16 protein-coding genes are annotated in these 25,270 nt (G+C 67.8%); 9 read left to right on the top strand and 7 right to left on the bottom strand.

Annotation, left to right across the window (positions count from 1 at the left end; translation table 11 throughout):
• Positions 1–29 precede the first annotated feature (29 nt).
• Positions 30–1,655 carry a serine/threonine protein kinase gene (locus HALKA_RS0108595; protein ID WP_018257594.1) on the top strand — a complete coding sequence of 542 codons (1,626 nt, stop codon included), beginning with the start codon at positions 30–32 and terminating at the stop codon, positions 1,653–1,655.
• On the opposite strand, the gene HALKA_RS0108590 is transcribed toward HALKA_RS0108595, so the two are convergent.
• A complete protein-coding gene (locus HALKA_RS0108590; RefSeq protein WP_018257593.1) occupies positions 1,649–2,485 on the bottom strand; it encodes a TCP-1/cpn60 chaperonin family protein in 837 nt (278 codons plus the stop codon). The two genes, HALKA_RS0108595 and HALKA_RS0108590, sit on opposite strands and share 7 nt — an antisense overlap.
• A gap of 124 nt (positions 2,486–2,609) precedes the next feature.
• On the opposite strand from HALKA_RS0108590, the gene HALKA_RS0108585 reads away from it, so the two are divergent.
• The 5 genes from HALKA_RS0108585 (at position 2,610) to HALKA_RS0108565 (ending at position 8,296) form a co-directional block, all read left to right on the top strand.
• The gene (locus tag HALKA_RS0108585; RefSeq protein ID WP_018257592.1) at positions 2,610–3,047 is read left to right on the top strand and encodes a DUF1810 domain-containing protein; all 438 of its coding nucleotides are present in this window, start codon (positions 2,610–2,612) and stop codon (positions 3,045–3,047) included.
• A 139-nt stretch (positions 3,048–3,186) separates the two neighbouring features.
• Complete coding sequence (locus HALKA_RS0108580) at positions 3,187–4,227, top strand: restriction endonuclease (RefSeq protein ID WP_018257591.1); 1,041 nt, start codon at positions 3,187–3,189, stop codon at positions 4,225–4,227.
• A gap of 247 nt (positions 4,228–4,474) precedes the next feature.
• Complete coding sequence (locus HALKA_RS0108575; RefSeq protein ID WP_018257590.1) at positions 4,475–4,987, top strand: hypothetical protein; 513 nt, start codon at positions 4,475–4,477, stop codon at positions 4,985–4,987.
• Positions 4,974–5,996: a serine/threonine-protein kinase gene (locus HALKA_RS0108570; RefSeq protein WP_018257589.1), complete on the top strand. Its 1,023-nt coding sequence runs from the start codon at positions 4,974–4,976 to the stop codon at positions 5,994–5,996. Before HALKA_RS0108575 ends, HALKA_RS0108570 begins: the two co-directional genes overlap by 14 nt.
• Positions 5,909–8,296, top strand: a complete 2,388-nt coding sequence (locus HALKA_RS0108565; RefSeq protein ID WP_018257588.1) for a serine/threonine-protein kinase — start codon at positions 5,909–5,911, stop codon at positions 8,294–8,296. Before HALKA_RS0108570 ends, HALKA_RS0108565 begins: the two co-directional genes overlap by 88 nt.
• A gap of 116 nt (positions 8,297–8,412) precedes the next feature.
• On the opposite strand, the gene HALKA_RS0108560 is transcribed toward HALKA_RS0108565, so the two are convergent.
• From HALKA_RS0108560 to HALKA_RS0108545, 4 genes are read right to left on the bottom strand one after another with little or no spacing between them, the layout of a single operon-like run.
• A complete protein-coding gene (locus HALKA_RS0108560) occupies positions 8,413–10,701 on the bottom strand; it encodes an amino acid permease (RefSeq protein WP_018257587.1) in 2,289 nt (762 codons plus the stop codon).
• Positions 10,698–11,606 carry a universal stress protein gene (locus HALKA_RS0108555; protein ID WP_245545368.1) on the bottom strand — a complete coding sequence of 303 codons (909 nt, stop codon included), beginning with the start codon at positions 11,604–11,606 and terminating at the stop codon, positions 10,698–10,700. The genes HALKA_RS0108560 and HALKA_RS0108555 overlap by 4 nt, the downstream gene beginning before the upstream one ends.
• A 45-nt stretch (positions 11,607–11,651) precedes the next feature.
• Complete coding sequence (locus tag HALKA_RS0108550) at positions 11,652–12,971, bottom strand: hypothetical protein (RefSeq protein WP_018257585.1); 1,320 nt, start codon at positions 12,969–12,971, stop codon at positions 11,652–11,654.
• Positions 12,971–13,684, bottom strand: a complete 714-nt coding sequence (locus HALKA_RS0108545; RefSeq protein WP_018257584.1) for a hypothetical protein — start codon at positions 13,682–13,684, stop codon at positions 12,971–12,973. The genes HALKA_RS0108550 and HALKA_RS0108545 overlap by 1 nt, the downstream gene beginning before the upstream one ends.
• Before the next feature lie 206 nt (positions 13,685–13,890).
• Between HALKA_RS0108545 and HALKA_RS20920 the strand changes: the two genes are divergently transcribed.
• The 3 genes from HALKA_RS20920 (at position 13,891) to HALKA_RS0108530 (ending at position 19,600) form a co-directional block, all read left to right on the top strand.
• On the top strand, positions 13,891–14,028 hold the full coding sequence (locus HALKA_RS20920; RefSeq protein WP_018257583.1) for a hypothetical protein: 138 nt from the start codon (positions 13,891–13,893) through the stop codon (positions 14,026–14,028).
• 74 nt (positions 14,029–14,102) lie between these two features.
• Complete coding sequence (locus HALKA_RS0108535; RefSeq protein ID WP_018257582.1) at positions 14,103–16,175, top strand: hypothetical protein; 2,073 nt, start codon at positions 14,103–14,105, stop codon at positions 16,173–16,175.
• Positions 16,172–19,600 carry a UvrD-helicase domain-containing protein gene (locus HALKA_RS0108530; RefSeq protein ID WP_018257581.1) on the top strand — a complete coding sequence of 1,143 codons (3,429 nt, stop codon included), beginning with the start codon at positions 16,172–16,174 and terminating at the stop codon, positions 19,598–19,600. The genes HALKA_RS0108535 and HALKA_RS0108530 overlap by 4 nt, the downstream gene beginning before the upstream one ends.
• An 81-nt stretch (positions 19,601–19,681) precedes the next feature.
• Here HALKA_RS0108530 and HALKA_RS0108525 read toward each other — a convergent pair whose 3' ends face one another.
• Both HALKA_RS0108525 and HALKA_RS0108520 read right to left on the bottom strand, forming a co-directional pair.
• A complete protein-coding gene (locus tag HALKA_RS0108525) occupies positions 19,682–20,935 on the bottom strand; it encodes an ABC transporter substrate-binding protein (protein ID WP_018257580.1) in 1,254 nt (417 codons plus the stop codon).
• A 263-nt stretch (positions 20,936–21,198) separates the two neighbouring features.
• The gene (locus HALKA_RS0108520) at positions 21,199–25,101 is read right to left on the bottom strand and encodes a PAS domain S-box protein (protein WP_018257579.1); all 3,903 of its coding nucleotides are present in this window, start codon (positions 25,099–25,101) and stop codon (positions 21,199–21,201) included.
• Between the last annotated feature and the right edge of the window lie 169 nt (positions 25,102–25,270).

Below are 25,270 nucleotides of genomic sequence, written 5' to 3'. Positions count from 1 at the left end.
GATGTAGCTCTCTGGCCAACACCTGGCCAATGACTGATCCTCGGATTCCCGACTGCTCGGCGGTCGCGAGTCCGCCGCGTCGGGACCTCGATTACCGGACGATCGACGCCGCGAAGTCCCCGCTCGACGCCGGTGGACAGGCGCTCGTCTACGAGGCGGCCGTGCCGGACGACGAGCCGCCCGATCGGATCGCTCTCAAGGAGCCCGCAGACCCCGGAACGCTGACCGGTGACGTGGTCGAGACGTTCCTGGAAGAGGCCCGCACCTGGGAGCTGGTCGACCGCCGCGAGCGCGAGAAGCGCCGGTGGGCGGACTCCGAGCACGTCGTCGGCGTGATCGACACCGGCGAGCGCCTGCCCTGGATCGCGATGGAGTACATGGACGGCGGCGACCTCGCCGAGCGCCTCGACGGCACCGACGGGCTGGCACTGGACGAGGCCCTGTGGATCGGCGAGTGTGTCTGTCGCGGGATCGAACTCGCCCACAACTACGGGGTCGCCCACCTCGACGTCAAACCGTCGAACGTGCTGTTTCGAACCACGCCGGGCGACGCCTGGGACGTGCCGAAGATCGCCGACTGGGGGCTCGCGCGCTCGCTCTCGGAACGCACGCGAACGATGGAGGGGCTCTCGGTCACCTACGCCGCACCCGAGCAGTTCGAACCCGACGAGTTCGGCGATCCGGACATGCTGACCGACGTGTACCAGGTCGGAGCACTGGTCTACGCGCTGCTCACGGGTCGCCCGCCCTACGTCGGCAACCGGATGAGCGTCATGCACGACGTGGTGTACGGCGATCCGCCAGCGCCGCCGAGCGCGCACCGCGACGACGCGTCTCCGGCACTCGACGCCGTCGTCTCGACCGCCCTCGAAACGAGCAAGCGAGACCGCTACGACGCCGTCCAGATCTTCAGACAGGCACTCAGGGCGGCCCGGACGGATCGCGCGCTCCCGCCGATCGTCGCCGACCGCCTCTCGGCAGACGACCGCTCGCCCCGTGTCGACGCAGCCGAGAGCGCTTCCCACGATGCCGATTCGACCGACGCTGCCTCCAGCGACGGCGACTCGACGGACGCCGACACCGGCGACCCCGACGAGGACCTGACGTTCAGAGAACGCGTCGAGCAGATCAGGGCGGAGCGGTCCGAGGACGGCGACCCTCCGGCGGACGACGATTCGGGCGACAGTGCCGAAGCGGACGAGAGCGAGTCGGAGGACCTGACTTTCAGGGAACGCGTCGAGCAGATCAGGGCGGAGCGGTCCGAGGACGGCGACCCTCCGGCGGACGACGATTCGGGCGACAGCGCCGAAGCGAACGAGAGCGAGTCTGAGGAGCTGACCTTCAGAGAACGCGTCGAGCAGATCAGGGAGGAACGCTCGGAGGACGGCGAGTCTACTTCGGACGATAGTTCGGACGACAGCCCCGAGCCAGATGGGGACACGTCCGGGGACGACGCTGAGGAGAGTGGCGCTGCGCGGACCGACGGCTGGTTCGATCCGGCTGCGTTCCCCGAGGGCAGCGAGCGGGATCTCGCGGCGGCAATCGCCGGGATCGAGTCCGGTACCGCCGAGCTGTCACTCGCCGACGCGATCGCCAGGTGCGACGATCGGTCCCTCGCGGCGGCGCTGGCCGCGATGGACGCCCCCGATCACTGATCTCGCTCGGCGAGAACCGCCTCGATCCGCAGCATTCGGGCCTCGCTTCGCTCGACGCTGACGATCAGAGACGTGGCGACCAGTGCGTCGACCACGTAGCGGAGGACGTAGTTCTTCGTCTGGGTCTCCTCGGTCTCCCGCATCGATTCGATCGTTCCCCGATCGGAGAAGCCGCGCACGAACGGCTCGCTGTCGGTCTCGTATCGGGATCGGAGGTCGACGGCCCCGTCGATCGGGTCGACTCCTTTCTCGCTGGCGTGGAACCGGACGAGGTCGAACAGCGCGTCGGAGGCGGCCTCGACGACGAGTTGCTGGCGGCCAGCGACGCTGTGTGCGAAGTCGGCCACCCGCTGGCTGAGCGCCATCGCCGTGGCACCGTTGCCCGGCACCCGGCCGTCGTCGTCGAACTGCTCCGCGATGTCTGCGAGCCGGTCGACGATCTCGCCTTCCACCACGTCGAGCCCGTCGGTGATCTCCTGGCGGGTCACGCCGTACGTCCAGAGCTCGGCGCAGTTGTGCAGGAGTCGCTGGGCCAGCACTCTCGTCTCGCGCGTGTCGAGGAACGCCGCCACCAGGTCCGGATACTCGTCGGAGAGTGCCTCTGGCTGCTGGTCCGAGATCGCCAGTATCGTCCGCTGAACGTCGTCTCTGACCATCATCTCGTCGCGGCTGTAGCCCGCAGCTTCCAGGAGCTTTCGCAGCCGCGGCAGGTACGTGGCGACGACCGCCGGGTCGGACCGGGCCCGCGTCTTGAACTGGTCGGCTTCCGTCCGTAACTCCGATATCGACTTGTCGAAACGGCGCTCCATCTCCGAGTCGAGTCCAGCCATGTGGCCACGACGGCACGCCAGCGGCAAAACTGTTGAGTCTGCCCGCCCCCGTCGTGGGGTCGCGAATATCTCGAAACAGCGATAGCCGACAGTATAAGCGCCAGTGGGTCGAACGGGACACTCGATGCCCAGTCCAGCGGACCCTCACGACCTACAGCGCTTCGTCGAGGCACAGGAGTCGGTCATCGGGACGGTCAAGCGGGAACTCCGGTCGGGACGGAAACGGAGCCACTGGATGTGGTTCGTGTTTCCCCAGGTCGCCGGGCTCGGCCGGAGTGAGATGGCGCAGCGATTCGCCATCGCCTCGCGAGCGGAAGCCGACGCCTACCTGCGCCATCCCGCTCTCGGACCGCGATTACGTGAGTGTACGGCGATCGTCAACGGCCTCGACGGGCGCTCAGCGAACGACATCTTCGGCTCGCCGGACGATCTGAAGTTCCGGTCGTCCATGACGCTGTTCGAGACGGTCGCCGACGATCCGACGCCGTTCGCCACGGCACTGGTGCGGTACTACGACGGCGACCGCGACCAGAAGACGCTCGATCTGCTGGACGACAGCTGAACGCTGCCCGTGGTGGCCGTTGTCGCTCGGAACTGCACGCCGTCTCTTCCCTCGAAGGTACCACAACCGGGCACGGACGAGAACGGTGTGACGGCGCTATGGGGACGTTTTATGCGCATACGGTCGCATACCTCCGGCAATGTTCGATTCGGTTGCGAGAGCTGTCGAGACCCTGACGGCCGAGTACGCGGCCCACTCTGCGGTCGAGCCCGCCTTCGCCCTCGCGGAGTTTTTCGAACCCGCGCTGGACGACACCGAGCCACGCGAGACCGTCGGACAGCACCGCAAACGACGCTTTCGCTCGACGATCGAACGCGGACAGACGCTGTCCGAGCAGGAGGCCGTCTCACTGCCCATCGAGGCGATCACCGAACGACTCGTCGACGTGGCCAACGACCAGTCGATCGAAGCGCGTCGCCGCGCCGCGCTTCTCGACTACTGTGACGCCCTCTTCGCGTTCGGCGCGCTGGCGTTCGAACTCCAGGAGCGCTATCCCAGTGCGCCGGTCGCGACGGCCGTCGATCGACTCCGGGACGCCGGGGACGCCGCCGTCGCGGACGATCTGAGCGACGGCCTCTCGTCGGTCCGGTCGGCCGCCCAGGAGCTGTACCGCACCGCCGTGGTCGTCCGTCGCGCCGATCAGCTGTTCGCCGCGCTGTCGGCCGTCGGCGAACCACAGCTCGGACGCGCCGAGGCCACCCTCGGCGGGACACTGGACGAGGCCATCGCCGAGCGCGACACGGACCGCATCGACACCGTCGCCGAACGGCTGAACGCCGCCACCGACGGCGAGTGGACCACCGACGATCTGCTGTCCTGTTCACACCGCGAGTTCGAGGTCCTGATCGCGGACCTCTGGCGGGAGGGCGGGTTCGACGCCCGGACCACCAAGTACGTCCAGGAGTACAACATCGACGTCATCGCCCAGGCCGACGGCACGCGCGAACTGATCCAGGCCAAACAGTACGGGCCGGGCAACACGGTCGGGGTGCGCACGGTCCAGCGGACCGCCGGACTGCTCGTCGAGTTCGACGCCGACTCCGTCGCCGTCGTCACCAGTTCGAGCTTCACCGAGAACGCCAGAGAGAGCGTCGAGCGAATGAGCGAACAGGTCCGGCTCGTCGACGGCGAGCGACTCCGTGAGCTGCTGACGCGCTCCCAGCTCGTCCCGTCGCTGTAGAGCAGCCACTCGAAGCTCCTCCTATAGTAACAATTGAAACGATTTACACACCGATCGCACTGCTGTCGTGCGATCGGATGTGCATTGATTTTCAATGGCTACTATAGCCGCCGGCCTCGCTCCATCGGGGTGCGACGCTGTTTCAGCGGTGTTTGAGACCCGTCGCCCCAAGGATACCCACACCGACCGTCTCGTGTGACGGTAGGCACCTTTATTAGCGTCATGCAGCAACCAATTCGTAACTGCGATGGGCCGACTCCGCACGTCCACACAATCCGTCGCCTTTCTCGTGATCTTCGTTGCCAGTCTCGTCATCGGGTTCTTCGTCGCGATGGCGGTCGACGTTCTCGGCCTCTCGCTCAGTCCCGTACAAACCAGTCTGGCTGGCGCGATCACCAGTGTCGTTCTCGTCAGCGCCACGCTGGTCGCGCTCTACGGAATCCCACCGTGGCGTTCCGAGAGTACGACTCCCGACGTCGATGTCGACGAGTTCGAGACAGCGGCTGGGAGTACAGCGGGGACCGACGAAGCGACTGATACTGCCGGCTGTAACTGTTTCAAGATATTCGCGACCACGGGGTCGCGAAATTCTGTACAGACTTACAGCCGGCAGTATGAGACGCCCCAATCTATCACCTGTCCCAACTGTGGGACGGCGTTCGACCCGTCGGCCGCGTCGGTCGGCGACCGCTGTGAGGCGTGTGGCGACGGCTACCTGACGAGAGCCGGCGACAGGGTGGTGCTCGATGACGGCGAGTGACTCCGTCCCGGAGCGGATCCCGGACGTGCCGCCGATCTCCGTCGACCTCTCGGCGGAACTCGACGTGCTGTCGTTCGAGCTCGCAGACAGGATCGCGACGGGGGCCAGCGGCGAGGTGTACCGCCAGTCGCTCTCCGATGGCACCACGGTCGCCGTGAAGGTGCCCGATACATCGAGGACGATCACCGACGGCCGGATCGATCGCATCCTCGACGAAGCGGAGGACTGGGCCGAGTTCGAGGCCAACGAGTACGTCGTCAGCCTCGTCGACTACGGGATCGACGACGGCCAGCCCTGGATCGCCATGGAGTACATGGATCGAGGCCATCTCGGCGACTTCCTCGACCGGGGCGGGGTCCAGTCGCTGTGTCACGGGCTCTGGATCGCCCGGTGTATCGCGAGCGGCATCGAGGAGGCCCACTACCGCGGCACCGCTCACAGGGACATCAAACCACAGAACGTCCTCTTTCGGACCGTCGAGGACGGCTGGAACGTCCCGAAGCTCGGCGACTGGGGGACCGCCAGCACGCTCCGCAGTTCGAGTGAGACGATCGGTGAGTACACGCCGCGCTACGCCGCGCCCGAACAGCACGCCCGGCAGGTCGAGACGCGCAACCAGAAGATGGTCGATGTCTTCCAGTTCGGCATCGTGCTCTTCTTGCTCTTTACCGGGAAGCACCCGTACGGACGGACGACGAAGCGGGCCGGCGACGCCGAGCCACCACATCCCTCGGAGGTTCGCCCCGGCATCCCGCGGGCGCTCGAAGAGGTGATCCGCCGGTGTCTGAACCCGGAGCCCGAGGACCGATACGAGGACATCAGGCCGTCTTGCACCGTCTCGACGAGTTCTGGGACGCGCTGTGTGGCTAGGCACGCCTGTGTACAGTTTTATGGTCGCCGACGCGCATCGTTGGCTCGTCTATGGGTGATCGAGAGCCGACGCTCGACCGCGTCCGGAGCCCGCCCCGGCGGGACCTCTCTGCGGATCTCGTTCGATCCGGCGAACTGATCGACCGGGGCGGCAACGCGCTCGTCTCCGTCGCTGCCCTCTCGGACGAACGGTCGCCCGACCGGATCGCGGTCAAAGAACCGCTGGCTCCGGGGACGCTCGAAAACGACGAGATCGAGCGGTTCCTCTCGCAGGCCGAGACGTGGGAGACGGTCGACCGCATCGAGCGAGAGCGCCCGCGCTGGCGGGACTCGGAGCACGTCGTCGGCGTCGTCGACACCGGCGAGCGCCTGCCCTGGATCGCGATGGAGTACATGGACGGCGGCACGCTCGCGGACCGCCTAGCGGCCGCGGACGGCGGGCTCCCGACCCTAGCGGCACTGTGGATCGGCGAGTGTGTCTGTCGCGGCGTCGCGGTCGCTCACAGCCTGGGGATCGCACATCTCGATCTCAAGCCGGCGAACGTCCTCTTTCGCTCGACGCCCGACGGCGTCTGGGACGTTCCGAAGGTCGCCGATTGGGGACTCGCCCGCGTGCTGGCCGATCAGACCGGCACGGTCGAGGGGCTCTCGCCCGCCTACGCCGCGCCCGAGCAGTTCGAGCCCGGCGAGTTCGGCGAGCCCGACACGCTGACGGACATCTACCAGGTCGGGACGATCCTGTACGAGCTTCTGACCGGGACACCGATCGCGCCCGAGAGCCGCTTCCAGGCGATGCAGGTCGCGATGTCTTCAGACCCGGTGTCGCCTCCCAGCGCCGAACGGCCCGCGCTCTCTCCGGCGGTCGACGCCGTCGTGTCGACCGCGCTTGAACGGGACAAGACGGATCGCTACAGCGCGATTCCGGTGATGGCAGACGCGCTCCGGGCCGTCCGAACCGGCGGCGACCTGCCACCGATCGTCGGCGACCGTCTCGACGGCCGGCCAGAACGAACTGGGGACGCCCGCCCGGACCGAACAGACACGTCGACGCCGCCAGCCCCGGAGCGCGACGACGAGCGGGCGGCGACGAACGACGGGGATGTCGGCGACCCGGAACTGGTCGAGCGAGTGACCGACTACGACAACTACGGGTCGTACTCCGCCTCGCCCGGCGATCACGACGGCGTCACGACCGGGCGGTCCGACGGGCACGTGGACGACGAAGCGTCGTCGGACGACCCGCGAACCCGTCCGGCCTCGGAAAGCGAATCGATGGCCGACCGCGTCGCCACCTACGAGAACCACCGCTCGGTCAACGCCTCGCCCGGCGACCACACCGCCGTCGCTGCCGAGTCGACGAACGGCGCTCGCGAACCTCGGGCGGCGTCCGGTCCGCCCCCTCGGACCGCTGGGTGGCCGACACTCGGTGGGAACTTCGCCCGGACGGGGACGAGCGTCGGTCCCGACGGCCCGGAGAGCGCGGTGTCGGTCGCCTGGACGCACTCGACGCCGGATCTCGTCAAGGTCGCGCCGGCCGTCAGCGACGGGTTCGTCTACGCCGGACCGGAACAGGGGACTCTGCGCGCACTGGACGCACAGACGGGGGAGACAGTCTGGACGAGTGGACGCCTCCTGGAGACGGCCTCGGCACCGGCCGTCGCCGACGGGCAGGTCTTTGCCGGCAGCTGGTCCGGTGACCTGTACGCCGTCGATGCTGTGACCGGTGACACGCAGTGGACGTTCGAGACCGGGAGTCGCGTGTACGGTCCTCCGACGGTCGCTGACGGGACGGTGTACTTCGGCGGCCGAGGCGGCACACTGTACGCGGTCGCGGCTGACTCCGGTCGGCGACGCTGGGCGGTCGACTGTGGCTCGATCAAGTCGGCACCGACCGTCTCCGCCGACACCGTCTACGTCGGTACCAAAGCCGAGGCGGTCCACGCGATCGACCGCGAGTCCGGTGCGACGGTGTGGACGTACCGGACGGACCGCCCGGTCTGGTCGTCTCCCGCCGTGATCGACGGATCGGTGTACGTCGGTTGCTGGGACGACTCGCTGTACGCGCTCGACTGCGAGACCGGTGACTGCGCCTGGTCGTTCGACACCGGGCGCTCGATTCCGGGGTCGCCGGCCATCTGGAACGACACGCTGTTCGTCGGCAACAACGCGAACGACGTGTACGCGCTCGATCCCGCGACCGGAACGGTCCGCTGGCAGCGGTCGCTCAGCTGGTCGGTCCGCAACGCGGTGGCCGTCGTCGACGGGACGGTCGTCGCCGGCTGTGCCGACGGCACGCTCGCGGCCCTCTGGGCGACGACGGGCGACCGGCGCTGGACGGTCGACGTGGGGAGCCGGATCCACACGCCTCCCGCGGTATCTGACGGGACGATCTATTTCGGCACCGCGGACGGCCTCGTCGCGCTGACGGCCGACGGGTAGACCGAGACCCCGATCCGTGACCGGCGCGCTCGCTTCCCGCTCGCTGGTCGGGCCTCTCGGGCCGGCCGTTGTTCACACGGGGATCCTCTCGTCTCCCATCGGTCAACTATCCGAACTCACTCCTGTTCAACTCGTACCAGTGCTTCTGTCGGCGTATCCGACGGAGTGTCGTCGCTAGCACCACGAATGATGGCGACGTTGCCGGTGGCCCGCTGGCTGATGCGCTCTGCAATCGAGCCAAAGAGGATGCGCGACCGCGCGCTCTTCTCGGAGAGACCCACACAGATGGTGTCGAACTCGTCGACAGCGTCGAGAATGGCCGACTCCGTGTCCTCGCCGACGACGACTTCTGCGTCGTAGGCCTCGCGGTCGATGCCCGCCCTGTCGGCGACCCAGGCGATGGCCTCGTGGCCGCGCTGGACGGGATCGGTATCACCATCCGGCGTGGGCGACTGGACGTTGAGCAACACGGGAGTCGTCCCCTGCACTGTCGCGAACTCGACGGCACGCTGGGCCGCTTTCGGTGCGTGCGGGCCGGGTCCAGCCAGTGCGACCGGGCGACCGACGGTCTCTGACTGAATTTCCACCAGCGACACGTCACAGGGCGCGTCGGCCAGCACCGGGTCCAGCGTCGTCCCGAAGACGTGGTCGTCCCGGGCCAGCGTTCCGTTCCACCCCATGAGGACCTGGTCGGCGGTCTCCTCGGAGGCGACCTCGACGATTGCTTCGCCGGCGTCGGCCGCCACGAGCGCGCGGGTCCGCACGTCGAGGTCCATCTCCTCGGAGATGTCGTGGACGTTCGAGAGGAGCGTCCGCTGGTGGTCGACACGTTCCGATTCGACGTTCTGACGGGACGAGGTCTCGGCCTGGATGACGTTCATCGCAACCAGTTTCGGGCGGCGCTCGTCAGCGTGTGCCTGCGCGCTGGCGGCGGCAAGCCGCAGGAGACCGTGCTGTGTCTCTGGGTTGGCGACCGGGACGACGACCGTGTGCTGGTCCTCGGCTGACGCGGTCGGTGTCGACCCCGGAACGCCGGCCGGGAGGTCCTCACGGAGCTGGTCGAGCGCGTCGTCGAGGAGTCCCTGTTCGACGGCGCGGTCCCGGGCGTAGACGACGTACCAGCCCGCGCCCAGGGCGACGATACCGATCCCGACGGCGATGACCGGGAGGCGCATCTGTGAGACGACCAGCGCGGCCATCGCTATACCCAGCACCGGAACAGTCGGGTACAGTGGCCCGGAAAGTTCGAATTCGGGGTCGTACTCGTCGGGATCGACCGTCCGGAAGACGACCACGGCGACGTGGACGAGGGCGTAGGTGACCAGAAAACTGAAACTCGCCACCTGCGCGAGGAGGGCGACGATTTCCTGGACACGCAACCCCAGTAGGATGAGGCCACCCGTCACGACGGCAGTGGCGAGAATGGCTCGGTGAGGCGTGCTGAAGCGGTCGTGGGTGACGTTCAGTCGTTCGCTCATCAGGCTGTCCCGGCCCATCGCGAAGATGACCCGCGAGGCGGCCAAAATAGAGGAGTTGGAACTGGAGATGGCGGCGACGGCCGCTGCGGCTGTGACGGCGGCGACGCCGACGGTCCCGAACATCGAGATGGCCGCGACGTCGGAGACGGGTACCAGCGAGTCGCCCAGCTCAGCGTACGGGACGATACCAGTGCTGACCACCATGATGACGGCGTACAGGAGCGAGACCGAGACGACCGACAGCACCATCGTCTTGGGGATCAGTTCCCCGGGGCGTTTGATCTCGCCAGCGACGGTGGCGATGATCTCGAAGCCCAGATACGTGACGAAGACGGTCCCGGTGGTGGCGACGATGCCGGTCGGCCCGGTCGGTGCAAACTCTCGGAGGTTCGCCGGATCGACGTAGAAGACGCCCAGCGCGACGTACGCGAGAACGACGACGAGCTCCGCACCGATCATGACGTTTTGCGCGCCGCTGGACTCGTCGGTGCCGTAGTAGTTGATGCCGGCGATGAGCCCCAGCCCGAGGACGCCCAGCAGGACGATGAGGGCCCGGCCATCGAGGAAGGCAAGCGGGACGACGATGTACTGACCGAAGCCGATCATGTAGAAGGCGCTGGCGAACATCAGGCCGGTCCACATGCCCCAGCCGACGATGCTCCCGAACAGGCCACCGAGAGCGCGGTTGACGTAGTGGTAGCTCCCGCCGGCGATGGGCATCCCCGTCGCAAGTTCCGACAGCGACAGCGCTGCGAGCAGTGCGACGAACCCGGCGATGAGAAAGGAGATCGCGCTGGCCGGCCCGGCCCCCTCCGCGGCCAGCCCCGGGAGGATGAAGATGCCGGCACCAATCATCGTCCCGCCGCCCAGCGTCATCGCCTCCAGAAAGCCGAGGTTCCGTTCGAGTTGGCTGCTGTCGCCGCTCATGGAGCGTCGGTCTGTCCCCCAGAACCGTATTCCGTCCCGCTCTCAGACCCAGTCCTGGTTTTATTCACGGTCTCGGTTCCGCTGGTATCCCTGACGACGAAGACCGGACCCTCGGCGTCTTCAAGGATCTGTGACGGAACGCGACCCAGGATGCGGTCCCGGAGGGACGGCTCCGTCTCGCCGATGAGGAGGATGTCGGGCTCGTCACCGGCCGCGAGGATACCGGCCACTGCGTCATCGGTCGATAGCTGTCTGTCGATGCGGTCGGGATCGACGCCGCTCTCGACGAGGTGCTCGACCGCGCCGTCGAGCAGGCGGTCGCCGTGCCCATCGGGGTTTGCCTCGTCCGTGGCGTGAAAGAGTGTGACCGTCGCATCGGTCGACGCGAGGAGCGTCTCGGCGAGCGAGAGGATGTTCTCGACGTTGGACTCGCCACGTAGCGGGACCAGCAGGCGGTCGACGGTCGTCACGTCGCCCGGGGTGAGAATCGCATCGACGTCGTGGGTGGTGGCGATCCGGTCGACCGTCTCGTCGCGGTCGTGGGTGAACACAAGGACATCGGAGATGCCGTCCACGCGGCCGGTCAATTGGTTGAGAATCGCGTCCAGATGGCGTCTCGCGTCGTCCTCATGCTGGTGTTTGAGCTGTGCCGGAGCCGCTTGGCTCGGGACGGGGTAGTAACCGAGGACGACGACGTGGATCGACGACAGTAGGTCCAATACCGGTGTCGGAAGGACGTACTCTCCGGAGATGTCGACCGGTAGCAGAACCGTCGTCTCGTCGGGAGGTAACACATGCAGGACATCCGTAGGCGTGGGTGAAAAAAGACACTGTACTCGATAGAACTGGACACGTAAAACAGTGAGCACCGAGGCCCTCGGGCTCATACGGACGGTCGTAAGCATTTAACGGTGAGCGTCTCCCCCGTGGCGACGAGCACCGGTAAGCAACTACAACGTTCCGTATCGCTCCAGCGCCTCGACGGTCTGCTTGCACGCTGGCGGCACGGCCCGCGCGACGGCCGTCGCGCGCACGTACCCCTCCACGATGTCGTCGAGGCGCTCGGGCCGAACGTCGCGATCGAACCGAGCGAGCCGCCAGTCCGCGCTCGTCACCTCCCGGGACACGTCGCTGATGACGGTCCGGGCGAGCGCGGCGTCGCGACTCGTTTCGAGCGCGGTATCGAGCGCGTCGCAGGCCGCCGTCCGCAGTGCTCGCAGTTCGTCGGCGCTCTCGACGCCGGTGATCTCGCCGGCATCGATCCGCTCTTCGATCCGCTCCAGCGCTCGAAGTCTCGCGATGCGACCGGTCGCGTCGACGACGGCGCTGGCCGGTCCGCTGGCTTCCCCGACGGTCGTCGGTCCGTCGTCGACCGTCCGCCGGAGGTCGGCGACCACGTTCTCGGCGACGCCCCACTCCTCCTGGGTGGGTTCCGGTGGGAGGTCGGAGCGGCGCGAGCGAACGTCGGCCAGCAGCGTCTCGGCACCGCTGGTGAGCGCGTCCTCGACGTTGCCGGCGTCGGCGGGCAGCGACTCGGTGAACTGGCTGTCGAGGTGGCGGGCGTCGTCGAGACTGACCCGTGCCGACTCGACGGTCTCGCCCCACTCGGCGACGGTCAGCAGTTCGCCGTCGCCGTGGGTCCGTGGCTCGTCCATCCGGGCGAGCCGATCGAACGCGTCCTCGATGCGGGCGTGTACCAGCGCCGCTCGGACGGGGTCGGTCCCGAGGTACGTGTGCTCGTCCCAGAACGCGTGGGCGTTCGAGACGACCTCACCGTGCTCGCTGCGGAGGCGCTCGACTGTCAGTCCCTCGTCGGCCATCGCCCAGCCGGCGGCCGCGTATCTGGCTCGTTCGCGCGCCTCGCCCAGCGCCGTCAGCGCTTCCAGCTCCGTCCGGGCAGTGCGTGCGTCGTCGAGCGCGTCCGTCGCGTCGCTGGCGCTGTCGGTCAGGCGCTCGCGGACGTAGCCGTTGGGGATGTCGTCGGGTCCCATCGGCGTCGGGAGTTCGCCGAGCAACGCGTCGACGCGCTCGCGGGCCGTCGTGAGGTGCGACGGCGCGATGTCGACGGGCACTGACGGGGCGACGACCGGCGACGGGATCGACTCCCGGTCGAGGTCGGGGAGCTCGTACACGCTGATCTGCTCGTCTGTGTCGTCGCTCAGCCCGCCGATCGATTGGCAGCCGGCGACGGCACTCGTCGCGGCCACGGCGAGCAGCCCGCGACGCGTCAGGCGCTGTCGGTCCGCTGTGCTCCGTGCGTCCTCGCCCATCACCGGTCACCTCCGGTCGACGTGGCTGTGGCGGGGCGTGTCTCTCCGTCACTCCCGGTGCTCGATCCCCCGCCGCCCTCGGCCGCGGCCCGATTCCGTCTCTGACAGCCGGCCGTGCCGATCGACGAGCCGTAGCCACGCACCTCGTCGGCCGAGAGGCTGGCCGGAATGCGGACGAGTCGCGCCTCGAAGACGTGGTCGTCGACCTCACAGCGCGTATCGTAGGGGAGCTGGGTGCGCGCGTAGTCCGTCGACACCTCGTCGGGCTGCCACTCGATCCGACACAGTGCCAGCTCGAAGCAGGCTCGGACCTCGACGCTCTCCAGATACAGCGTCTGGCCGTCGAGGTCCGTCTCCGACAGGAACGAGTCGAGCCCGTCGGCGTCGACGCCGTCGGCGACCCTGAGCCGTTCCGCCCGGGCCGGCGTGTCGACGACGGTCCGCGAGTGTCGACGCCGCTCGCGGTGGGACCCGCGCTCTCGGTCGGTCTCGCCGTCTCGATCGGCGAGCCAGAGCGGTGCCCGATCGGTCGCCTCGCGAACGCGGACCATCTCGGGATCCGTCGCGGACCCGGTCCCCGGCGCGTCCGTGTCGATCTCGCCCTCGGCCCCTCTCGTTGCCGTCGACTCGCTGGTCGCGCTGCCGTACCCGCTACAGCCGGCCAGCGCGGCGGCGACCCCCGCGAACGCGGCGAGGGACTCTCGTCTGTTCATGCAGTCGCTTGCAGTAACCGACACAAGAGAGCGGCGGTGACTCCAATCTCGCTTTGAGCGACGCTCACCACTGGTCGGCCAGCACGTCACGGACCCGAGCGGCCGTTTCCGGACGCGCCGTCGGGGCGCACGAACCATGCGACTGCCACACGCCGACGCCGCTTCGACGCCGCCGGGGCCCTGCCCGCGTCGTGCGGTGACCGCCGGTGTCTGATCGGTCGTACTCGACGCCGCTGACCGAGACCTTCGAACGCTACTCACACATCGAGGCCGGCGAACCCGGCGACGTTGCGACGGAGGCCCTCGACGAGATGGAGGGGACCGTCACTGGCAGGCCCGAGTGACGCCGCGAGACGACGCGTCTACTTTCACTCCGAGGCGAGCAGCTTTAGGGCACGACTGCGCTTCTCTCACAGGTATGGACGACGCTGCCGTCTCCGCTCGGCGCTGTTCGCCCACGGTCCACGTCCACGACGAGCAGTCCCTTCTGGAACGCCCGCAGCGAGCCAGCGACCCGATCGACATCGTGATGACGCCCGAGCAGCTCCACCAGCGCAACTGCAAGCGGGCGCTCGCACAGCGCAGCCGGCCCCGTTCGTCGGTCCTGTTTCGGACGCCGATCGACGTGGCGTCGCGGGTCCTCTCGACCCACGAGGGCCGAGCGGTCGAGACGCTCGACCGGCTCGACCGGCTCCGGCTGTTCCGGGTGCTCCTCGACGAGCCGCCCGCGGGCGTCGGGGCGCTCACCACCGTCTACGGCACGGCGCTGACCGAGCACGCCGAGTCGATCGAGGTCGCTCGCGAGGAGCTCCAGCTCCTGACCGGCGGGCGAGCCGACCGGGCGGCGGCGCTCGACGACGTTCGCTCGTCGCTGTCGGCGGCTGCCAGTGCCGACACGCGCGCGCTCCGTACCGGGGTGGGTGCTCTCGTCGACGCTCTCGACGAGCGTGTCGCGGCCGCTCCAGCTTCCGGCGCTGTCTTTCGGGCCTGTGCGAGCGCGATCGAGGAGACCGACGGCGCAGTGTGGTCGGCGACGTTCCCGACGATCGAGCGGATCGATCTCGCTGGCGTCAGCACGCTCGGCGCGCCGATCCGAGACTTTCTCACGGCGGTTGAGGCGGCGACCGACGTCGCCGTCCACTACTACCTCCGGGCCGGGACCGGTCCCCGGATCGCCCGTCGGCTGGCTGCCCGGTCCGGGATCGCCGACACCGCCCCGGACTGCGTCGATCCGTCGCCCGACCGCCGGCTCGACCAGCCGCCGCGAACGACCGAGATCGCGGTCGAGACGAGACACGACGAGGCCCGCACCGCGGCGGCGATCGTCGACGGGGCGCTCGAAGCGGGTGCCGGCGTCGACGACGTCGCGCTCGTCGCTCGGGACGTCGGTCGCTACGAGCGGCCGGTCCGGCGCGCGCTGTCGACGTACGGACGGCACCCGTCGGTCTGGACGCAGCTCCCGCTGACGCGGACGCTCCCCTACCGGCTCGTCGTCGCCGTCTGTGAACTGCTGGGGGCGGCCGCGGCCGACGACATCGCCGCCGACGCGCTGCTGGAACCGCTCGCGCTCCAGTGGATCGCACCGCGTGGCCGTCACGACCGCCCGACGCCACCGGCGGCGGTACACGCGCTCGGTCGTGCGCTCGACGGCGCGTCTCGCTCGCGGGTCGGGTGGCTCACGGCCGTCGGGGAACTCGACGGCGTCGACACGACCGCACGCGAAGCGGCGGCCGGCCTGCTGAACTGGATCGGCCAGCAGCCCGCCGAGCCCGCGCCGGCCGACATCTGTCCCGTTCTGGAGCCCGTCGTCGACGCGTTCGAGGAGGGTGTCCTGCCCCGGCGGGCCGCGTCCGACGGGCCGGACTACACCGAGACCGCCCAGACCGCCCGCGCCGTCGAGCGGGTCGCCGGCACGGACGACGGCGATCACCTCCTTCGCGAGACGCGCGCGAAGTACGCCGACTGGCTCGAACGGGGCCACCTCGATCCGTCGTGGGACACCGTCCTGACGGTCCTCGACGCGCTCGCGACCGCCCGGCCCGGCCGGCGCGAACACGCCAACGCCGAGCGCATCGACGTGCTCGACGCGACGGACGCCTGGCTCCGGACGTACTCGCTCGTGATCGCGCTGGGGTTCGCCGACGGCGAGTGGCCCCAGCGCCCTCACGGCGAGTTGCCGGCCGAACTGCGGGCGGCCATCGTCCGGGGGCAGACACGGTCGGCCCGTCAGTTCCCCGTCCGGGGGGCCTGGTCGACAGAGCGCGACCTCGATCACTTCGCCGACGCGGTCCGGGCCGCCACCGATCACCTCGTCGTCACTCGCTACACCCGTGACGTGGACGGCGTCCGCTACGAGCGGTCGCCGCTGCTTGCTCACCTGGACGCCGACCGCCTCGCGCCCGAGCGGGTCCGTCGATTGCGGGCCGGCGACGCCTCGACGCTCCACGACTGGATCGACGACGGCACGAGCGTGGGAGGTGGCGGCCGGTGACCGACGGCGTCCCGCCCCTGGAGGGCGCACAGGACCGGATTCGCGACGCGTTCCTCGCTCACGACCGGGGGCTGTTCGTCCTCGACTGTACGGCGGGCTTTGGCAAGTCGACGACCGTCGAGCGCGTCGCCGCCGAGGCGCTGGTCGAAGCGGGCGCGCAAGCGGCCGCTCCCGAACGGGGGCTCTGCGTCGTCTCGTTCTCCCGCGAGGACGCTGCCGGCATCGTTCCGGGGATCACTGCCGCGCTGGCCGCGTTCGCCGACGACGAGCAGCCGACGGCGACCACCATCAGCCCAGAGCGTTCACGGCGGCTCCAGGAGCGGGTCCGCCACGCCGACCACGTCGGGACCATCGACAGCATCTTTCGCACCGTCTTCACGGAGATTCACGCCGAGTACGGCTTCGAGCAGATGCCGACGGTCGGCAACGACGCTCGACTCTCCTCGCTCCGAGAGGCGGCGCTGGACGCCCTGCGTGATCGCGAGTCACTGACCGCCCGGTTCGACCGTCTCGACGAGGCCTACGGCGACGAGACGGCCAGGGACGGACGGGGGGCCGACGAGCGCACGCTGGACGCGCTGCTCGAAACGGCCCGCTCGGCCAAGCGCGCCCGCAGGCTCTCCGACGAGCAGTTCTGCGACAGACTCCTGGGCGCGATCGACGAGGCCTTTCCGGACGGTCGCCCGGCCGCGTTCGACGCCGTGGTCCGTGACGTGGCGCGGTTCTTCGACGAGGAGACCGCCGCGGCGTTCCGGCGACGCCACGACGACGAGGCGGCGGTCGCGGCCCAGTCCCGGGCGTGTTTCGACCGCTGGCGTGCGCGTGTCGAGGAGTTCTGTTCGCTCGTGGCCGCCTACGAGACCGAGTACGACCGCCGGTGTCGCGAGCGCGGCGTGCTCGCCCACCAGGACGTGGCGTACTGGGTCGCCGACTTCTTCGAGGAGTCCGGCGACGCCGACGACTCGTTCCGCGAGCGGGTCCGACAGCGCCACGCTCACGCCCTCCAGACCCTCGTCATCGACGAGGCCCAGGACGTGTCCGTCGCACAGCACGACGCGCTCGCCCCGCTGGTCCCCGACGACGCCCGCGTCCTGCTTGCCGGGGACACCGACCAGTGTATCTACGCCTGGCGCGACGCCCGGCCGGCGCTGTTCACGCGAGCGTTCGACGAGGGGACGTACTTCGGGCGCTCCTGGACGCCCCACGATCGGGCCGACGCCGCACGGACCTACCGGATGCGACCGGACGTCTCGGCGGCCGTCGACGCCGTCTTCGAGACGGTCTTTACCGATCCCGCACGCGGTGCCCTACACCGGACCGGCGACGGCTACACGCCCGTCGAGACCGACCGCGAGGCGACGAGCGAGCCGGCGGTCCACGTCGCGAGCTACCGGGCGCGGGGATCTCCGGGGACGACCACGTGGTTCGAGGAGAGCGAAGCAGCGCCGCTCTCGAACTACCTCCACGGTGCGCTGGCCGACGACGGCTTCGCGGGCCGAGACGCTGACGGCCCGGTGGAGGTCCTCTTTCCGACGCGGACGAACATGCGCTCGCTCGCCGCTCGTCTGGAAGCGAAGGGGCTGTCCGTCGCCGACGCCAGCGAACTGCTGTTCGAGACCCCGCTCGTCGAACTCGTCGTCGGCGTCGTCGAGTGGCTCGTCGACCCGTTCGACCCGGAGCGAACGCGCGCGCTCTTCGACGGTGCGGTTCCGGCGGTGACCTGCGACGACGGGTCGACCGTCCGAGAGATCGCTGCCGCCGCCGACTACCGCCTCGACGAGATCGGGGCCGACGATCGACTCCCGGCCCGCGTCGAGACGTTCCTCGACGACCTCGCCGAACTCCGCGGGCGGCTCGCGCGACGGACGGCCGATCCGGGGGCGCTCGTCGTCGCGACCGTCGTCGAGACGCTGGCCCTGGAGACCGACCCGTTCGACCAGGTCGACGATCCGCGGCGCTGTCTCGCCGTCCTCGATACGCTCGTCGAGACCGTCGAGTCGTGGGAGGGGACCGACCGCTACTCGCTGTCCGAGCTGGCCGGCGTCCTCCAGCGGTACCGCGCGTCCCCGTCCCACGGGCCGCTCGTCCCGGTGCCCGACGCCAGCGACTACGACGTGGTGTTCCGGACGATCCACAACGCGAAAGGCGACGAGGCCGACGTCGTCTGCCTGGCCGATCTGAGCCGACCGCTCGGCGTTCACGGCCCACATCGCGATTCGTTCGTGGCCCGCGGTGAGACGCTCGCGCTCGCACCGCCAGCGACCGCGCCGTCGGTTCCCGTCGACGAACCCGGCGCTCACGGCGTCGAGTCGGTGCCGCGGCTCCGCTGGGCGACGAACCGCTGGGTCGGGGACGAGCAGCCGCGACTCGGCGGTCCGCCGGTGTTCAGCGAGCTCGCCGCCGCACACCGCGCGGACCGCTGGCGGACGCTGTACGTCGCCATGACGCGAGCCCGGGACCACCTCGTCCTCTCGGTGCCACGGGACGCGACGAGCCACGGAACGCCGCCACAGGACAGCTGGATGACGACGATCCGGCGGGCACTCGCTCTCTCCGACTCGCTGGAGCCCGGCCGAATCGACACCGCGCTCCAGCGACCGATCGGGGAGTACCCGCTGGCGATCGGCTGTCTCGACGTGGCATACGACGCCAGCGTCTCGCCGTCGAGTCGCCCGACGCCGCGGACTGCGCTCGCGCCGTCGCCGACTCGGACGGGCCGGACGCCCCGCTTCGTCAACGGCAGTACGCTCTACCCGCTGGCGACGGGACTGGACGAGCACTGGCTCGCCCACCTCAAGGGGGCCTCGCTCCACAGCGACCGTCCCGCTCCCGCCGACGGCCTCCCGCTGGCCTTCGACGCGGTCGGCCCCGACGGCCTCGGGACGATCGCACACGACGTGCTCACGACCGCCGTCGAGCGGGGCGTCTCGACTGCGACGCTGGAAGACTGTGCCGAACCGCTCGCGGGGCGGCTCGACGCCGCCATCGACGAGCAGTGCCGCGACGTTGGCGGCCGTGAGCGCCAGCAGGTGGCGAGCTACGTCCGCGAGACCGTCTGCCCGCAGTTCGCCTCGACCGGCGTCTGGGAGCGCTTGCAGTCGAGCGCCGTCTACGTCGAGGAGCCGCTCGACGCCGTGCTTCCCGTGGTCGACCACACCATCGAGACCCGGAACCACGCCGACATCGTCTCGCGCGCTCCGGACGGCACGTGGTACGTCGACGACATCAAGCTCGTCCTCGCCGACACCGACGCCACTCGGGACCGATACGCGCTCCAGACCGCCTTCTACGCCTGGCTGCTCGAACGCCAGCTCGACGACGCGACGGTCCGGGGGCGCATCACCTACGTGGGCGAGCGCGTCGACTCGACGGCCGGCACTGCGCCGGTCGACGACATCGAGTCGTGGCTCGCGCGGTTCGCGTGAGCCCCCATCCTCCGGCTGTAACTGTTTCAAGATATTCGCGATACGGGGTCGCAAAATCTGTACAGATTCCGGCCGGCAGTATCAGAAATCGCCGGTCGCGATCTCCGCCAGCCGTTGTCTGTCGAACAGCTGTTCGTCCGCCGACAGCTCCCCGTAGCCCGGATACGCTCCGAACTCCTCGGGGTAGAGCTGCTTTGCGGCCATCTCGGTCTGGAACATGTTGATGATCGGTCCCTGGTAGGGCGTGCCCCCGACGTACAGGTCCCCGTTGTCGACCGCGGTCACCCTGCTCCCGACGGGGTGGTCTTCGAGCAACTCGCGTTGCTGCTGGATGTAGTTCGTGCCGTCGAAGTCCCGGTAAGTGATCCCGAAGTTGAAGATGATCACGTCCGGATCGTACTCCAGCAGTCCCTCGTGGTTGACGGTCACCGACGACTGGCCGTCGTAGGCCCCGTCGAACGCGTCGACGACGCCCAGATCTCGATACTGCTTTTTGCCCCACGTCGCTTCGACTTCGGAGTTCGGGTTGTAGACGACCCATCCGTCCCGGTTCTCGGGGTTGTACCGGCCGTTGACCAGCGCCATCGACCGCCGGTCTTTTCTGGGCGGTAATCGGTCAGTGACCGATTCGACGAACGGTTCGTACAGCTCCAGCAGTGCGTTTCCGCGTTCCTGTTCACCGAACAGCGCCGCGTACTTCGGAACGTACTCGGGAAGCGAGAGGTAGTCGTAGGGCTCTCCGACCGGCCAGTGTGTCCAGCCGTCGAAGCGCTTTCGCCTGCTCTCGTTGCCGAACCAGGGGGCGACGTCCGCTTGGATCTGGCGCGCCCCCGCTTCGTCGAGTCCGTAGATCCCCATCAGGGCGTTCGGGTCGACCGCCATGAGGTCCGGGTCCAGCTCGTACACCATCTCCACGTCCGTCTCGCGGTCTTCGGTCGTGATCCGGGCGAGTTCGTCTTCCGACGGTGCGGTCACGCCGTCGAGGAAGTCGTAGAACCCGGTGTACCAGAAGCTCGGGTCGACCATCCCGACCGCGCCGTCCGCCTGCCCGAGCGCCGTCAGTACGTCGGCAGTGAACCCGAGCCCGCCGATCCACGACGACGGCGGCTCTTCGAGAGTCACCTCGCCGACGGGCGGCATCGTCGCCGTGTACGACTGCTCGGGAGTGGGCGTGTCCTCCTTCGCCGCCGTCGCCGTCGGCTCGGGGGTCGGCGTCTCGGTCACGTCCGAACCCGAGCTCTCCTGATCGGTACAGCCGGCCAGCAGGCCCGATGCGGCGACGGTGAACCCGTATTTGATCGCGTCACGTCGAGTCGATGTCTCGTCTTCGACCATGATTTTAGGCTAACCTAATAATATAAATGGGCTGTGGTTTAGGACGGCCAAATACTTTTGCCGGCACCTTCAGCGCGACTCGCACGTCCGTTGCTGTTCGCCGTCGGATCCGGTGGCACCGCTGTACGACATCGGATCTCGTGGGGTGGAGATATCCGTGATATAGTAACAATTGAAACGATTTACACACCGATCGCACTGCAGTCATGCGATCGGGTGTGCATTGATTTTCAATGGCTACTATAGACAGACTGCCGGCAGTGTCACGGGGTCATCTCGAACTCGAACCGCGCTCCACCCGCTGTCCCGCTGGTAGCACTGACCGTCCAGCCGTGGGCCTTCGCGATGTCTTCGACGATCGAGAGTCCGAAACCGGTGCCACCCTCGTTCGTGGTGGTGCCGTGTTCGAACACAGTCGTTCGCTTCTCTGGCGGAATCCCGACACCGTCGTCTTCGACGTAGAACCCGTCCGCCTCCGTCAGTTGTCCCACGTTCACCGAAACCTCCTCGCCACCGTGTTCGACTGCGTTTCGGAAGAGATTCTCGAACAGTTGGGTCAAGCGACCACTGTCGCCCGCGACGACCGGGACAGATTCGACCGTCAACGTCGCTTCACTCGTGTCGACGTACCCCCACGCTTCTGTCGCGATCGTTTCGAGGTCGATCTCTTCGGTCTCGGTCACGGTCGACTCGCCACGCGCGAGCGTGAGCAGGTCGTCGATCAGACGCTCGATGCGCTCGTGTGCGGTCTCGATCTTCTCGAAGTGTGCCGGATCCTGTGTCTGCTGTACGATGTCGGTGAACCCGATCGCGACGCTGAGTGGATTCCTGAGGTCGTGGGCGACGACGCTCGCAAACTGGTCCAGCCGTTCGTTCTGGCGCTGTAGCTTCGTCTCTCTGTTCGCCCGACCGAAGGCGGCTTCGACGGTCGCACCGAGGATGCGAAACAGGTCCACATCCGTCTCGGAGAACCCTCGCTCGTTCGAGGTCCCGACGCCGACGAGTCCGTACTCACCCAGCGGGACGAACAGCCCACTCGTCGGCAATGCGGCTGCGTCGTCGATTCCCGGTTCCTCCCGAAGATCGTCGTACGTCCGCAGCTCCGAGGACTCGAACGCCTCCCAGGCCAGATTCTCCTCTGGTTGGAGCCGTGGCAACTCGCCGAGCAGGTCCCGGACAGCCGCACTCGACGCCAGCGGAACGAGTTCGTCCGCTCGCTGGTCGGACTCCCAGATTCCTGTGAGCTCGAAGCCGAGAATCTCGACGGCTGCCTCGATGGCGATTTCTCCGATCTCACTGCCAGACTGTGCCCTGCTGAGCCGCTGGGCCGTCTCCTGTAGCGAGCGCAGTTTTGTCTCCAACTCTTTTTGCTCGGTGATGTCTTCGAGCACTGCGAGGATACTCGTCACCTCGCCGTCGGGATCACTGATCGGGGCGACCGACAGGAGCAGGTCCAGTTCGTCGCCGTCCTTGGTCTCTCGTCGTATCTCCTCGGCGCGGATCCGCTCGCCGCTCATGGCTCGCTGTCGATGCTCGTCGCACTCGCCCTGCCTGTCGTCGGGGATCATCGGGTTCGGCTCACCGAGCACCTCCGCTCGCGACCAGCCGAACATCTTCTCTGCCTCGTCGTTCCAGCGAGTGACGATGCCGTCACGGTCGATCTCCATCACGGTGAGTGGCGTCGCTTCGATGAGCGATTCGAGCCGCTGGTTCGTCGCTTCGAGATTCCGCTCGCGTTCGACCCGTTCGGTGACGTTGCGTGCGATGCCGACGATCTTGACGATCTCCCCGTTGATTATCACCGGTGCGAGGGTCGTCTCCCAGAACCGCGCGCCGTCGCCGATAGCCAGCTCTTCGCGGTACGAGATCGGCTCTCGTTGCTCGACACAGCGGCTGTAGTTCGCTTCGAGCTCTGCGCCGCGTTCCGCTCCGAACACCTCGCTCGGTGTCTGCTGTCGAACGTCTTCGGTCGTCAGCCCGGTCTGGGTTTCGTACCCCGGGCTGAGCCGGGAGAACTCGAATGCCGGCTCCGAGCCGGTCGTGTCGACGTTCAGCAGGAAGATCGCGTCGCCGGACGTTTCCAGCAGTGCCTCGTACTCCTCTGCGAGCTCTCGGTGGTCGCGCTCCTGGGCTTTCCGCTCGGTAATGTCCTGAAAGACGCCACGGAGCACGGTCGTGCCGTTGGGTGTGTTGTCGACGCGTTCGCCCCACACGCGCACGTCGTGGATCTCTCCGTCGGCTCGAACGATCCGGAGATCGAGATCGTAGGCCTCCCCGTGTTCGAGTGTCTGCTCGACCGCAGTCGCGATCGTTTCCCTGTCGTCGGGATGGTAGAAGTCGAGCGCGTCTTCGAGTGACGGGTCGTAGTCGTCATCGACACCGTGGATTCGACGGACGCCGTCGGACCATTCGAGATCGCCCGTCGATGGGAAGTACTCCCAGACACCGATCTCCGCGATGTCCTGTACCCGCTCGAAGAGGAAGTCCTGCCGTTCGAGTTCGGTCTGGTCGCGGTTGCGTGATATCTCGGTGCTCACCAGTTCCGACAACAGTTCGACGAACGTCTGTTCGAGTGGGTCGAAGGGCGTGACCCGTGTGCTCGGGCTCGAGAAGTTGATCGTCCCGTAGCGCTCACCGTCGACGACGAGTGGCGCACCGATGTACGACTCCAGTCCGAGTTCGCGATAGGCTGGATGGGTCCGCTTTCCGTCGGCGACCGCATCGGTGAACGCACAGACTCCGTCATCGTCGATGACCTCCGCACAGTACGTCGCTTCGAGTTCGAACTGTGCTCCCGGTTCGATGTCGGCTTCCGGTGCGTGGACTGCCTCGACGGTGTAGTCGCTGCCGCGGACGCGCGAAGCGATCCCGATTTCCAGGTCCAGCGTCCGACAGCCGACGGCCAGCAGTTCTCGGAGCCGGGTCTCGCCCGAGACGTCGCTCTTTGCCATGATGCTCTGGAGCTCTCGGAGCGCGTCCCGCTCCCGTTGTGCTCGTCGCTTGACTTCGCTCTGTTCCGTGATGTCCCGGGCGACGACGAGGACCTGCTCACGGGTATCACTTCGGAACGGCGTCACGCGGATGTCGAAGGTCCGTTCGTCGTTCCCGACCGCCATATCGACCTGTAGATCAGAGTCGTACAGGCCGGTCAGTCCGCCGTCGCCCTCCGGCCCGTCGAGCGCGGCGTCGATGACGCTTCGTAGCTGCTCTGCCTCGTCGTCGGAGAGTCGCTCCTCGACGACCGCGTCGAGCTGTCGCCCGTCGAGTGTCGTCGACTGGTTCCCCCCGACCAGGCGTTTCCCGGCTCCGTTCGCGAACTTCACGACGCCGTCCTCGTCGACGACGAACACGATGTCGTGGATGTTTTCGAGGATCGCCGCGCTGCGCTCCAGTTCCCGTTCTCGCTCCCGTTCGTCAGTGGTCTCACGCGAGAAGACGGTCAGGCCGTCGTCGTCGGGAAATGCCCGCACCTCGACCCAGTACTCGAAGGGGTCGCCGAGGTGCTGCTCGAACGACACCGGCTCGCCGGTCTCCATGGCAGTCCGATACCGCTCTTCGAGTTCTGTGCCGACGATCGAGGGGAACTCGTCCCAGATTCTGCTGCCGACGATGTTCTCCGGGTCCCTGTCGATCCGGTCGGCCATCTTCTCGTTCATGTACTCGATCCGCCAGTCGTTATCCACCGCGTAGATCGCGTCGGTGGCACATTCGAGCGTCCGCTGGAATCGATCGGAGAGCCGCTGTGCGATGGCCGCTTTGCGTGCCGCTTCGACCAGCGTGTGGACGCGACGTGCGAGTAGCTCGAAGTTGTGCTGGTCTGCCCGCAGCGGGATGTAATCTGAGACACCCGCCTGCGTCGCCTCGCTGGCGATCCGCTCGTTGCCTCTGCCGGTAAACAGGATCGTCGGCAACTCGGTGTCCGCTGATCGAATCTGCTCTATGAGCTCGATTCCCGTTCCGTCCGGCAGCGAGTAGGAAGTGACGACACAATCGATGGCCGCCGTCTCGATCTGTTCACGGGCGGCTGCGACTGTGCCAGCAGTCGAAATCTCGAATGCCGAAGAGTGACTCTGGAGCTTGGCACGTGCCAGGTCGACGAAGTCGGTGTCGTCGTTCACATACAGAAGGTGGATCTCCTTCGACGTGGCGTTCTCTGTATGATTCATTACTGTACAAAAGTAGCGCTGTTTAATCAATCACGTGTGCCGATTCTCTTTCGTGATAGTGGAAGGTTCCGGCCGTCGTCTTTGCCCAGGGCGGTGCCCATGTCGCCGTACGTACTGATACGCAACGACAACCGCCCGTACGAGCCGCTGCCAGCGACATCTCGGCGAA

Origin of the sequence: Halomicrobium katesii DSM 19301 (assembly GCF_000379085.1) — an archaeon.
Taxonomy (GTDB): domain Archaea; phylum Halobacteriota; class Halobacteria; order Halobacteriales; family Haloarculaceae; genus Halomicrobium; species Halomicrobium katesii.
Note: the sequence above shows the minus strand (reverse complement) of the source record. Positions and strands in the feature narration are given on the sequence as shown.